We start from the raw sequence: 12,637 nt of genomic DNA, 5'->3' as shown, positions 1-12,637 counted from the left end.
TCACGCCTTCCACTTCTCCCAGGACATGTTCCAGCCGTTGAGGCCGTTGTCCGGGGCGACCACCGCGTCGTTGGAGTTCTTGACGACCACGACGTCACCGATCATGGAGTTCTCGAAGAACCAGGCGCCCGGCGCCTTCTTGTCCCAGCCGCCGCGCACGTCCCGCAGACCGATGCAGCCGTGGCTGGCGTTGTAGTTGCCGAAGGCGCCGCCGCCCCAGTAGTTGCCGTGCAGGAAGGTCCCGGAGGTGGTCAGGCGCATGGCGTGGGGGACGTCCTTGATGTCGTACTCGCCGCCGTAGCCGACCGTCTCGCCGTTCATGCGGGTGACCTTGAGCCGCTCGCTGATGACCATCTGGCCGTTCCAGGTCTCCATGCCGGCCTTGCCGGTGGTGACGGGAATGGTCTTGATGACCTTGCCGTCCCGCTGGACCTCCATGGTGAGCTTCTTGGCGTCGACGACGGAGACCTGCGAGCGGCCGATGGTGAAGGAGACCTTCTTGGACTGCTTCCCGTAGACGCCGTCGCGGCCCTCGACGCCGTCGAGGTTGACGTCGACGGTGACCTTGGTTCCGGCCTTCCAGTACGTCTCCGGGCGGAAGTCGAGGCGGTCGTTGCCGAACCAGTGGCCCTCCACCTCGACGGCCGGCTCGGTGGTGATGCGGATGGCCTTCTCGACGTCCTCCGGGTTGGTGATGCCCCGGGTGAAGCGGAGCGAGAACGGCATGCCGACGCCGACCTTGGAGCCGTCCTCGGGAGTGAAGTGACCGACGAAGGTGTTCTTCGGGGTCAGGGTGGTGAAGCTGGAGTCCTCCGCGGCGGTGCGGCCCTCGGAGTCCTTGGCGACGGCGTGCACCGTGTACTCGGTCGAGGCGGCGAGGTGCGTGGACGGCGTCCAGGTGGCGCCGTCGCCGGATATCTCCCCCTCGACCGGGTCGCCGTCCGGGTTCTTGACGACGACCTCGGTCAGCTTGCCCTTGCTCGCGGTCACCTTCAGCGCGCCGGTGGTCCTGACGGACTCGGCGCCGTCCTCCGGCGCGATCCCGACCACGGCCTCGGACTGCTTGCTCTGCGCCGCGGCTGCGTCCTTGCCCTTGCCGTCGTCCTGGCCGGCTCCCGCGTCCGCTCCCCCGCCGCCGCAGGCGGTGACCGCCAGCGCCAGACCGAGCGCCAGGGCCGCCAGTTTCCTGCCGCCCCGTCGCCGCGCGCCCACCGACGCCCCCGATATCGGCCCCACGTTCACTTGTTTCTCCCCTCGGCGGCCCCGGCAGCTGTCGGCCGGGCCCGCGCCCCCGCGCGCCCCACGCGCGCTCGGCCGCATAGTAACCACAGGCCAGGGGCGTTCTCGGCGGCGGTTTTGTCACCGTTGCGTTCCAACTTCCACGGGCCGCCCGAGGGGTTGCCGTCAGCGCCGCGTCACCGCGCCGCCCGCCGTCCATTCCTTCCAGTTCATGTTCCAGCCGCCGAGGCCGTTGTCGGGCGCCACCTGCTTGTCCTTGCTGTTGACGACCTCGACGACGTCGCCGACGAGGCTGCGGTCGAAGAACCAGCCGGCCGGGGTGTCCGCGCCCCCGCCCTTGTCGTCGCGCAGCCCGACGCAGCCGTGGCTGACGTTGCTGCTGCCGAACACCCCCGGCTCCGCCCAGTAGTTGCCGTGCAGGAAGGTGCCGGAGCTGGTCAGGCGGATGGCGTGCGGCACGTCGGGGATGTCGTACTCGCCGCCGAACCCGACCGTGCGGCTGTTCATGCGGGTGACCTCGAGCATCTCGGTGATCACCATCTTGCCGTTGTAGGTGGGCGTCTTCGCCGCCCCCGCCGTGATGGGCACGGTGGTGAGCAGTTCCCCGTCCCGCCGCACCCGCATGGTGTGCCGGGAGGCGTCCACCACCGACACCTGGCTGCGGCCGACGGTGAAGGTGAAGGTGCGGCGCTGGAGGCCGTACACGCCGGGCGCGCCCTCGACGTCGCGCAGGTTCAGGTCGACGGTGACCCTGGTGCCGGGTTTCCAGTAGTGCTCGGGCCGGAAGTCCAGGCGGGAGTCGCCGAACCAGTGCGGGCGGATCTCCACGGCCGGGCGGGCGGTGACGCGGACGGCGCGTTCGACGGCCGCGCGGCGGGTGATCTTCCGGTTGAACTCCAGGGAGACGATCATCCCGGTGCCGACGGTGGCGCGGTCCTCCGGGGCCACGTAGCCGATGAAGCGTTCCTCCGGGACGAAGGTGGTGAACGTGGTGTGCCGGGCGGAGCGGCGGCCCTCGCCGTCCACGGCCACCGCGTCGACGGTGTACTTCGCCGCGAGTGCCAGCCGGTCGTCGTCGGGCTTCCAGGTCAGCCCGTCGGCGGAGACGCGTCCCGGGACCGGCGACTCCCGCGCGTCCTGGGACGCGACGACCTTCACCGACTCCAGCCGTCCGTCGGGCACCCGTACCCGCAGCGGGGAGTCGGGCCGTACGTCCTCGCTGCCGTCGCCGGGAACCACCCGGATGGCGTCGCCCCCGCCCGGGGGCCCGAACGCCCCCCGGACGGGGCCGTCCGCGGTACATCCGGCGGTTGCGGTCAAGAGTCCTGCCCATGTCACTACGACGGCCAGTGCGGCCCTCGCGCGCCGTGCGCGCCCAGTTACGTGCCTCACGGGGTACCCAACGACGGGCCTCGCCTCCGGAAACGACCCTGCCGCCCTCCGGGGAAACGTGAGTGCGAGCCGCGCCCTGGGCAGAACAGTGGGAGGACGACGCGCCGGGGAGCCGCGGACGGAGCCGATGGGACGGGCCGTCGCGCACCCCTGTCCGCCGTCGTCCCCCACGAGCCGCGGGAGGCTGACAGGTGTCCAGCGCAGCCGAGCAGGAGGCGGTGGCCGGAGAACGGGCCACCGGGGACGGGCGCCCGGCCGTCGTCGTGAACGGGGCACGGCCGGCGCCGCCCGTGCCGGCGGTGCCGGTCCGGCCGGGGCGGCCGACGCCGCTGGGCGCCCGGTTCCGGACCGGCCCGGACGGGGTGGCGGGGACCAACTTCGCGCTGTGGGCGGGCGGTGCGGAGGGGGTCGAGCTGTCCCTGTTCGACGAACGCGGCCGGGAGAGCCGCGCCCGGCTCACCGAGCTGACGCACGGCATCTGGCACGGCTTCGTGCCGGGCGTGCGGCCGGGGCAGCGGTACGGGTACCGGGTGCACGGCCGCTGGGACCCGTGGACCGGCGCCCGCTGGAACCCGGCGAAGCTGCTGCTCGACCCGTACGCCCGCGCGGTGGACGGGGACTTCCTGCTGCCGCCCGAGGTGTACGGGCACGTCCGCGACTGGCCGGAGCAGCACGTCGCGGACACCGTGCGCGACGACCGGGACTCGGCGCCGTACGTCCCCAAGGGAGTGGTGGTCCACGACGACGGACCCGACGACGAATGGGCGTACGACCGCCGGCCGAAGACGCCGTGGGCGGACTCGGTCATCTACGAGCTGCACGTCAAGGGCTTCACCCAGCGGCATCCGGGGGTCCCCGAGGAGCTGCGCGGCACGTACGCCGGTCTCGCGCACCCGGCGGCGGTCGAGCACCTGGTGAAGCTGGGCGTGACGGCCGTCGAGCTGCTTCCGGTGCACCAGTTCGCCCACGAGGACCACCTGCTGCGGCGGGGCCTGCGCAACTACTGGGGCTACAACTCCATCGGCTACTTCGCCCCGCACGCCGGCTACGCGGCGTCGGGGTCGACGGGACAGCAGGTGGGCGAGTTCAAGCGGATGGTGCGCGCCCTGCACGCGGCGGGGATCGAGGTGATCCTCGACGTGGTCTACAACCACACCGCCGAGGCGGGCGAGCTGGGCCCCACGCTCTCCCTGAAGGGCGTCGACAACCGGGGCTACTACCGGCTCCAGCACGACGCGCGCCGGTACGCCGACTACACGGGCTGCGGCAACACCCTGCACGTCGTCCAGCCGCACGTGCTGCGCCTGATCACCGACTCGCTGCGCTACTGGGTGACGGAGATGGGCGTGGACGGCTTCCGCTTCGACCTGGCGGCGGCGCTGGCCCGTTCCATGCACGACGTCGACATGCTGTCGCCGTTCCTCGCGGTGATCGCGCAGGACCCGGTGCTGCGCCGGGTGAAGCTGATCGCGGAACCGTGGGACGTCGGCTCCGGGGGCTACCAGGTGGGCGCCTTCCCGCCGTTGTGGACGGAGTGGAACGACCGGTACCGCGACACGGTACGGGACTTCTGGCGGCACGCCCTGCCGGACGTGCGGGAGATGGGCTACCGGCTGTCCGGGTCGAGCGACCTGTACGCGTGGGGCGGCCGGCGGCCGTACGCCTCGGTCAACTTCGTCACCGCGCACGACGGTTTCACCCTGCGGGACCTGGTGTCCTACGACCGCAAGCACAACGAGGCGAACGGCGAGGGCAACCGGGACGGCACGGACGACAACCGCTCCTGGAACTGCGGCGCGGAGGGCGAGACGGACGACGAGGACGTACGGGCCCTGCGCCGGCGGCAGGCGCGGAACCTGCTGACCACGCTGCTGCTGTCGACGGGTGTGCCGATGCTGGTCGCCGGTGACGAGATGGGCCGCACCCAGCGCGGCAACAACAACGCCTACTGCCAGGACAACGAGATCGGCTGGGTGGACTGGTCCCTGCTGGACGATCCCGGCTGGCGGCCCCTGTTCGAGCTGACGTCCCGGCTGACCGCCCTGCGCCACCAACACCCGGTGCTGCGCCGCCGGGCGTTCTTCTCCGGGCGCCCGCACTCCGCGGACGGGCTGCGCGACCTGGCCTGGTTCACCCCGTGGGGCACGGAGATGACGGAGGACGACTGGTACGCGCCGGCCGCCACGCTCGGCATGTACCTCTCCGGGCGGGACATCCCGGGGCGCGACGAGCGGGGGGCGCCGGTCCTCGACGACAGCTTCCTCGCGGTGCTGCACGCGGGGCACGCTCCGGTGGAGTTCGAGCTGCCGGGGCCGCCGTGGGCCGGGCGGTACGAGGTGGTGGTGGACACCGCCCGGGAGGAACAGGACCGGGCGCCGGACACGGAGCACCGCGCGGGGACCCGGATCACGGTGCCGGGGCGGTCGGTCCTGCTGCTGCGGGTGCGGTCCTGACGGTCGGGGGCGTGCTCAGCCGAGGATGCCCCGGTCGTAGCCCACCGCCACCGCAGCGGCGCGGTCCTTGGCGCCGAGCTTGCCGAAGATGTGGGTGAGGTGGGTCTTCACGGTCGCCTCGCTGATGAACAGTTCGCGGGCGATCTCCCGGTTGGAGGTGCCCTTGGCGACCAGGGCCAGTACCTCGCGCTCGCGGGCGGAGAGCGGCTCGTTGCCGGGGGCCGCGGGGGTGCGGACGGCGGAGACGAGGCGGGAGGCGACGGCCGGGGAGAGCACCGTACGGCCCTGGGCCGCGGCGCGGACGGCGGTGAACAGTTCCTCGCGGGGCGCGTCCTTGAGCAGGTAGCCGGTGGCGCCCGCCTCGATGGCGGGCAGGGTGTCGGAGTCGGTGTCGTACGTGGTCAGCACCAGGACCCGGGCGCGGGCGCCCCGGCGGGACAGTTCCCGGATGGCGTCGACCCCGCCCCCGCCCGGCATCCGCAGGTCCATGAGGATCACGTCGGGGTCCAGGGCGGCGGCCCGTTCCAGCGCCTCGGCGCCGTTCGCGGCCTCGCCGAGGACGTGGAAGCCGGGCGCGGAGTCGAACATGCCGCGCAGGCCGTCGCGTACGACGGGGTGGTCGTCGACGACGAGGAGGGAGATCACGGCGTCGCCGGTCACGGCGTCGCGGGTCACGGCGTCGGTCGGGGCGTCATCGGTCATGGCGGACCAACGGTACGCGAGCCGAGACCGCCGTGCCGCCGCCGGGTTCGGACTCGATCGTGAGCGCCCCGGCGACGCGTTCGGCGCGGGCCCGCATCCCGTCGAGGCCGAAGCCGCCGGTGCCGGTGCGCGCGGGGACGGCGAGCGGGTCGAAGCCCCGGCCGTCGTCGCGGATGTCGAGGGTGATCTCGTCGCCCATGTAGGACAGGGTGACGCCGACGCGTCCCGCGGCGGCGTGGCGGGCGGCGTTGGACAGGGCCTCCTGGGCGATGCGCAGCAGGGTGGCCGCCACCTCGTCGTGCAGCGGCTCGGCGGTGCCGGTGACCGTGAACCCGGCGCGGGCGCCGGTGCGTTCGCCCCATGCGGTGACGGTCCTCTGCAGTGCCCCGGGCAGCCCGCCGTCGGCGAGCGCGACCGGGGAGAGGTTGTGCACGGAGCGGCGGGCCTCGCCGAGGCTCTCGCGGGCCAGGGCGAGGGCCCGGTCCCGGTGGGTGCGGGCCACGGCCGGGTCCGGGACGCTTCCCGCCACCTGGAGCTGGGTGATGATGCCGGTCAGTCCCTGGGCGATGGTGTCGTGGATCTCGGCGGCCAGCCGCCGGCGCTCGTCGGCGACCCCGGCCTCCCGTGCCTGGACGAGGAGCTGGGTGTGCAGGGCGGCGTTCTCGTCGAGCGCCAGCTGCAACGCGGTGTTGGTGCGTTCCAGTTCGGCGATGGTCTCCACCCGGGCCCGGCTGCGGGCCTCCTCCAGTTCGGCGAAGTGGCCGAAGAGGAGGGCCAGCACGCTGTTGGCCGCGAGGAGGGAGCCGAAGAGCACCCAGCCGAGGCCGTCGCCCGGCGGCAGCCCTCCCGACTGGGAGCCCGCCATGGTCACGGCGGTGGCGAACAGACCGGCCTTGCGCAGACGGGGCGGAAGCAGCCGCTCGGTGCTGAAGTAGCCGAGGGCGGCGTAGAAGGCGAACAGCGGGTGCAGCAGGGTGAGGGCGAAGGCGAGCGCCCAGCGCAGGGCGTACTGGCGGGCGCCCGCCGCGGACGGTCCCGCACGCCCGTCGGCCACCCCGTTCCACCGCAGTTCCACGGCGACGGCCGCGACGATCAGGAGGCCGCACGCGAGTCGTTCACCGGTGCTCATGCCGAGGGCGTCGGCGGTCGCCCAGGCGATCAGCGTGCTCAGGAGCAGCAGTCCGTACGGGCCCCAGCGGTCGAACACCGCCCACCGCCGGTCCAGTTGTGTCGCCTCTGCCATGGCGTCATTGTCGGTCACGTCCGCGCGTCCGCTCCCGGTCGTCATTCCCAGCGGAACCAGCGCGTGGCCGCCGCCGTGAGCAGGACCGTCCACCCCGCCAGGACCGCGAGGTGGAGACCCCCGGGCCAGTCGCCGGCCGCGGCCTCGTTCAGGGCCTGTGCGGCGGCGCCGAACGGGGTCCAGCCGACGATGTCGGCCAGCAGGTCCGGCATGGCCTCGACCGGGAGCCACACGCCCGCGGTGAACATGGCGGGGAAGAGCGCGGTCGAGCCGATCGCGGTGGCGATCTTCGTGGTGCGTGAGACGGCGCAGAGCACGGCCCCCAGGGCGAGGGAGGCGAGCAGGGCGAGCGACAGGGCGAGCAGGTAGCCGAGGGGCTGTTCCGGCAGGGCCACCCGGAAGGCGAGCCGGCCGACGGCGAGGGCGGCCAGGGCGGAGAGCAGCGCGGCGGCGCCGAACACCACCATCTGCGCGGTGAGCAGGGCGGCGGGACGCACCGGGGTGGTGGACATCCGGCGCAGGATGCCGGTCTCCCGGTAGCCGGTGAGCGTGGGCGGCATGCCCTGGAGCCCTCCGACGATCAGCCCGAGGAGGACGGCGACGGGCACGTAGGCGTCGACCGGGCGCAGACCGCCGAGGCTCGGGTCGGCTTCACGGAAGGAGGGGATGGAGCCGAGGATCGCCAGCAGCACGGTCGGGAAGAGCATGACCCAGAAGATGCCTCCGGGCTCGCGCCGGAAGAGGCGGAACTCGGTCCTGAGGACCGCGGTGTCGAGGACGTCGGTGCTCATGCCGTGGCCTCCGTGAGGTCGAGGAAGGCGTCGTCCAGCGTGGCGTCGGTGACGCGCAGCTGGTGGGCGGTGACGCGGGAGCGGGCGAGGAGGGTGATGACGGCGTTGACCGTGTCGTCGGTGCCGGACAGGGTGACCCGGCCGTCCTTGTGCTGGACGGAGGTGAGCCCGGGCAGCGCGTTCAGGTCGGCGTCGTCCAGCGGGGCGGACGGGGTGAAGCTGATGACGGTGGCGCCCGCCGAGCGGCGGATCAGTCCGGCGGGGGTGTCCAGCGCGGCGACCCGGCCCTGGTCGATCACCGCGATGCGGTCGCAGAGGCGCTGGGCCTCCTCCATGAAGTGGGTGACGAGCAGGACCGTGACGCCGCCCGCGCGGACGTCCTCGATGAGCTCCCAGGTGTCGCGCCGGGCGCGCGGGTCGAGGCCGGTGGTGAGCTCGTCCAGGACGACGATCCGCGGGGTGCCGATCAGGGCGAGCGCGATGAACAGCCGCTGTTTCTGGCCGCCGGACAGTTTGCCGAACCGGGTGGTCAGCTTCCCGGTGAGACCGAGCCGTTCGGCGAGCGGGCGCCAGTCGGCGGGCCGCGGGTAGAAGGAGGCGTACAGCTCCAGGGCCTCGCGGACGGTGAGTTTGGGCTGGAGTTCGCTCTGCTGGAGCTGGGCTCCGAGGACGCGGGTGACCTCCTCGTGGTCGGTGACGGGGTCGAGGCCGGTGACGCGGACGCGGCCTGCGTCGGGGACGCGCAGGCCCTCGACACATTCCACGGTGGTGGTCTTGCCGGAGCCGTTGGGGCCGAGGATCCCGAAGATCTCGCCCTCCTCGACGGTGAAGGAGACACCGTCGACGGCCGCGCGGCCTCCGTAGGACTTGCGCAGATCGGTGACGTCGATGACGGACATGGCTCCAGCGTCGCGGTGCGGGCACCGCCGGGACATCGGGCGATGCGCTCGAACCGGCATCGGCCGATCGGTTGATACGCGGTACGACCTTCCCGCGGCCCGGGCCGCGGACGGACCGTGGGCGCGGGCCGTGGACCAGGTCGTAGGACCAGGTCGCGGGCCCAGGTCGTAGGACCAGCGGTGGAGGCCGCTCCGGCCGAAACTCGGTGGGCAGCGTCAGTGGCGAACCGTAGGCTCGCTGCTGATGCCCACTACACCTTCTCCCCCGGAGTCCCGTTCCGCCGTGCGCACGCTGCTGCGGCTGTGGCCGTACGTGCGGCCGGTGCGGGCGCGGTTGTCCACCGCCGCTCTCATCGCGATCCTGGCCTCCTGCATCGGTCTGGTCATCCCGCTCGTCCTGAAGTGGATGGTGGACGGCCCGATCGCCGACCGGGACCCGGCCGGGGTGTGGCTCGGTGCGCTGTACCTGCTGCTGCTCGGGCTCGCGGAGGCGCTGCTGTTCGGGTTCCGCCGGTGGCTGGTGGCGCGTCCGCTGTCGCACGTGGAGGCGGAGATGCGGGCGGACCTGTACCGGCATCTGCAGCGGCTGCCGGTCGCCTTCCACGACCGGTGGCCGTCGGGGCAGTTGCTGTCGCGGGCCACCACGGACCTGATGCTGCTGCGGATGTTCCTCGCCTTCCCGTTGACGTTTCTGCTGGTCAACGGCGTGACCATCCTGGTCGGTGTGATCATCATGCTGGTACAGGACTGGACGCTGGGGCTGGTCATCCTGGTGCCGGCCGTGCCGGTGCTGATCACGTGCGTGGTCTTCGAGAAGCGGTACTCGGGGGCCGCGCGGCGGGCGCAGGACCAGGTGGGCGACCTGACGACGGTCGTCGAGGAGAGCGTGCTCGGCATCCGGATCATCAAGGGTTTCGGACGGCACCGCAGCCAGGCCGTGGCGTTCCGGAAGCTGTCGGGCGACCTGCGCGGGACGGAACTGCACAAGGCGCGGCTGCTGGCGACGATCCTCGGCGTCATCGTGACGCTCCCGGAGCTGGCGATCGGCGCGGCGCTGGTGCTGGGTGCCGTGCGGGTGGCGGACGGCTCGCTGTCGGCGGGCACGCTGGTGGCGTTCCTGTCCACCGCCCTGGCCCTGCGGTGGCCGGTGGACTCCATCGGCTTCCTGCTGGCCATGAGCCAGGAGGCGGCGACGGCCACGGAGCGCTACTTCGAGGTGATGGACGCCGAACCCGAGTCCTCCGCGGCCGGGCCGCGGTCCGCCGCGACCGCGGGCAGCCGCGCCCGCCCGCGGGACGGCGAAGGCGGCCTGGTCTTCCACTCCGTCAGCTTCCGCTACCCCGACGCACCCGACGGCTCGGCTCCCGTCCTGCACGGCATCGACCTGCACATCCGCCCCGGCGAATCCCTCGCCCTGGTCGGCGCCACCGGCAGCGGCAAGACGACGCTCACCGCCCTCGTCCCCCGCCTCCACGAGGTCACCGAGGGCCGCATCACCCTCGACGGGACGGACATCAGGGCGATGTCCCGCGAGGAACTGCGCGCCCGCGTCGCCGTGGCCTTCGAGGAACCCACCCTCTTCTCCGCGACGGTGGGAGAGAACGTGCTGATGGGCGGCGGCACCGGCGAGGAGGACCTCGCCCGCGCCCTGGCCGTCGCGCAGGCCGACTTCGCGCACGCGCTGCCCCGGGGCACCGACACCCAGGTCGGCGAGCAGGGCCTCAGCCTCTCCGGCGGCCAGCGCCAGCGCCTCGCCCTGGCCCGCGCCGTCGTCGGCCGCCCGGACTTCCTCGTCCTGGACGACCCCCTCTCCGCACTCGACGTGCACACCGAGGCCGCCGTCGAGGCCGCCCTGCGCCGTGTGCTGGCGGACACCACCGCCCTCATCGTCGCGCACCGCCCCTCCACGGTCCTGCTCGCCGACCGTGTCGCGCTGCTCTCCGGCGGCCGGATCACCGCCGTCGGCACGCACCACGAACTGCTGCGCGGCAACCCCGAGTACGCCCACCTCATGGCCGGTGCCCCGGCAGGGGAACAGGAGGTCCAGCGATGACGGCGGCCGCCACCGCACCGGTCAGGGACGAGGACGACGACCGGACCCCGAAGACGGGGGACCCCTTCGACCACGACCAGCTGCCCGCTCCCCCGGGCGCCACCGGCATCCTGCTGCGTTCCCTGCTCTCGCCCCTGCGGGGCAGGGTCGCCGTCACGGCCGTGCTGCTGCTGCTCCAGCAGGCCGCGGTGCAGGCCGGCCCGCTGCTGGTGGCGTACGCGATCGACCGGGCGGTGCCGGCGTTCCGCGGCGACGACCACGGGCCGCTGATCGCGGTGGCGGTGGCCTACCTGCTGTGCGCGACGGCGTCCGGCACGCTCCAGTACGCGTTCGTCAAGGCCTCAGCCCGGGTCAGCCAGGACGTACTGCTCGACCTGCGCGGCCGGATCTTCCGCCACGCGCAGGAGCTGAGCGTCGACTTCCACGAGCGGTACACCTCGGGCCGCCTCATCTCCCGCTCCACCACCGACGTGGAGTCCCTGCGGGAGCTGCTGGAGGAGGGCCTGCAGGAACTGGTGATGGTCGTCCTCTCGGCCGTCTACATCTCGGTGCTGCTGCTCTGGCTCGACCTGGGTCTCGGTGCCGTGGCGGTGGCGTCGTTCGTGCCGCTGTACCTGCTGGTGCGGTCGTACCGGCGACGGGCCGGACGGGTGTACCGGAAGCGGTCGACGGCCATCGCCGCGGTGATCGTGAAGTTCGTCGAGACGATGAACGGCATCCGCCCGGTGCGCGCCTTCCGCCGGGAGGCGGCGAACGACGCGGAGTTCGCGGTGCTGAACCGCCGGCACGAGCGGACCAACGGTGACGCGCTGCTGGAGATGGCCCGCTATGTGGTCGGCTCCCGGGTCACCGCCAACACCACGGTCGCGCTGATCGTGCTGTGGGGCGCCTACCGTGTGGCGGACGGGTCGCTGGCGCTCGGCGTCCTGGCGGCGGCGGTCCTGTACCTGCGCCGGCTGTACGACCCGATCGACCGGCTCGGCATGTTCCTCAACTCCTACCAGTCGGCGGCGGCCTCCCTGGAGAAGATCGCCGGCCTGCTGGCCCAGACCCCGTCCGTGCCCGAGCCGGTGTCCCCCCGGGAGCTTCCCGGGCGGCGCCCGGGCCTCCCCGGCCGCGAGGTCGTCTTCGACGACGTCCGCTTCGCGTACCGCACCGGCGGCGAGGTGCTGCCCCGCTTCCGCCTCACCCTGCCGGCCGGGCAGACCGTGGCCGTCGTGGGCTCGACCGGAGCGGGCAAGTCGACGCTGGCCAAGCTGCTCGCCCGGTTCTACGACCCCACCGACGGCCGGGTGCTGCTCGACGGCGTGGACCTGGGCGACCTGACGGGACGTGACCTGCGGCGCGAGGTGGTGATGGTGACGCAGGAGGCGTTCCTGTTCTCCGGGACGGTCGCGGAGAACATCGCCATCGGCCGGCCGGACGCCACCCGGGAGGAGATCGAGCGGGCGGCCAAGGAGATCGGCGCGCACGACTTCATCGCCGCCCTCCCCGACGGCTACGACACCGACGTGCGCAAGCGGGGCGGCCGCATCTCGGCCGGCCAGCGCCAGCTCGTCTCCTTCGCCCGCGCGTTGCTGGCCGACCCGGCGGTCCTCATCCTGGACGAGGCGACCAGCTCCCTGGACATCCCCGGCGAGCGGGCGGTGCAGCGGGCCATGGCGACGGTGCTGAAGGGACGCACGGCGGTGGTGATCGCCCACCGCCTGTCGACGGTGGAGATCGCGGACCGGGTCCTGGTGATGGAGCACGGGCGGATCGTCGAGGATGGCAGCCCGGCCGAACTCATCGGCGGCACAGGCAGGTTCGCGGACCTGCACCGGGCGTGGCGGGACAGTCTGGCGTAGGCGGGCGGGCCTGGACGG

At 72.9% G+C, this 12,637-nt stretch carries 9 protein-coding genes; 3 read left to right on the top strand and 6 right to left on the bottom strand.

Annotation, left to right across the window (positions count from 1 at the left end):
* The gene (locus ACZ6A9_RS23880; protein WP_468988725.1) at positions 1-1,242 is read right to left on the bottom strand and encodes a L,D-transpeptidase; all 1,242 of its coding nucleotides are present in this window, start codon (positions 1,240-1,242) and stop codon (positions 1-3) included.
* Between the two features lie 162 nt (positions 1,243-1,404).
* On the bottom strand, positions 1,405-2,631 hold the full coding sequence (locus ACZ6A9_RS23875) for a L,D-transpeptidase (RefSeq protein ID WP_468988721.1): 1,227 nt from the start codon (positions 2,629-2,631) through the stop codon (positions 1,405-1,407).
* 191 nt (positions 2,632-2,822) lie between these two features.
* Here ACZ6A9_RS23875 and glgX point away from each other — a divergent pair, with 191 nt between their 5' ends.
* Positions 2,823-5,084, top strand: a complete 2,262-nt coding sequence (glgX, locus tag ACZ6A9_RS23870; RefSeq protein ID WP_468988718.1) for a glycogen debranching protein GlgX — start codon at positions 2,823-2,825, stop codon at positions 5,082-5,084.
* Between the two features lie 15 nt (positions 5,085-5,099).
* Here glgX and ACZ6A9_RS23865 read toward each other — a convergent pair whose 3' ends face one another.
* From ACZ6A9_RS23865 to ACZ6A9_RS23850, 4 genes are read right to left on the bottom strand one after another with little or no spacing between them, the layout of a single operon-like run.
* Positions 5,100-5,786, bottom strand: a complete 687-nt coding sequence (locus ACZ6A9_RS23865) for a response regulator (protein WP_468988716.1) — start codon at positions 5,784-5,786, stop codon at positions 5,100-5,102.
* Positions 5,776-7,029: a sensor histidine kinase gene (locus ACZ6A9_RS23860; protein WP_468988715.1), complete on the bottom strand. Its 1,254-nt coding sequence runs from the start codon at positions 7,027-7,029 to the stop codon at positions 5,776-5,778. The genes ACZ6A9_RS23865 and ACZ6A9_RS23860 overlap by 11 nt, the downstream gene beginning before the upstream one ends.
* A gap of 41 nt (positions 7,030-7,070) precedes the next feature.
* Entirely contained in the window at positions 7,071-7,820 is a 750-nt protein-coding gene (locus tag ACZ6A9_RS23855) for an ABC transporter permease (RefSeq protein WP_468988713.1), read from the bottom strand.
* Entirely contained in the window at positions 7,817-8,719 is a 903-nt protein-coding gene (locus ACZ6A9_RS23850; protein WP_468988711.1) for an ABC transporter ATP-binding protein, read from the bottom strand. The genes ACZ6A9_RS23855 and ACZ6A9_RS23850 overlap by 4 nt, the downstream gene beginning before the upstream one ends.
* Positions 8,720-8,963: 244 nt before the next feature.
* Here ACZ6A9_RS23850 and ACZ6A9_RS23845 point away from each other — a divergent pair, with 244 nt between their 5' ends.
* Together ACZ6A9_RS23845 and ACZ6A9_RS23840 are read left to right on the top strand one after the other, a co-directional pair.
* On the top strand, positions 8,964-10,772 hold the full coding sequence (locus tag ACZ6A9_RS23845; protein WP_468988709.1) for an ABC transporter ATP-binding protein: 1,809 nt from the start codon (positions 8,964-8,966) through the stop codon (positions 10,770-10,772).
* Complete coding sequence (locus ACZ6A9_RS23840) at positions 10,769-12,619, top strand: ABC transporter ATP-binding protein (protein ID WP_468988705.1); 1,851 nt, start codon at positions 10,769-10,771, stop codon at positions 12,617-12,619. Before ACZ6A9_RS23845 ends, ACZ6A9_RS23840 begins: the two co-directional genes overlap by 4 nt.
* Positions 12,620-12,637: the final 18 nt, after the last annotated feature.

The sequence above is a fragment of the Streptomyces sp. NPDC041124 genome (assembly GCF_055592385.1).
This window is presented reverse-complemented; position numbering and strand designations above follow the sequence as displayed.

What these genes read in the sequence shown, in the direction of transcription:
- ACZ6A9_RS23840 (WP_468988705.1), top strand. Translation starts at nt 10,769, where the DNA reads ATGACGGCGGCCGCCACCGCACCGGTCAGGGACGAGGACGACGACCGG.
- ACZ6A9_RS23855 (WP_468988713.1), bottom strand. Translation starts at nt 7,820, where the DNA reads ATGAGCACCGACGTCCTCGACACCGCGGTCCTCAGGACCGAGTTCCGC.
- ACZ6A9_RS23845 (WP_468988709.1), top strand. Translation starts at nt 8,964, where the DNA reads ATGCCCACTACACCTTCTCCCCCGGAGTCCCGTTCCGCCGTGCGCACG.
- ACZ6A9_RS23860 (WP_468988715.1), bottom strand. Translation starts at nt 7,029, where the DNA reads ATGGCAGAGGCGACACAACTGGACCGGCGGTGGGCGGTGTTCGACCGC.
- ACZ6A9_RS23850 (WP_468988711.1), bottom strand. Translation starts at nt 8,719, where the DNA reads ATGTCCGTCATCGACGTCACCGATCTGCGCAAGTCCTACGGAGGCCGC.
- ACZ6A9_RS23865 (WP_468988716.1), bottom strand. Translation starts at nt 5,786, where the DNA reads ATGACCGATGACGCCCCGACCGACGCCGTGACCCGCGACGCCGTGACC.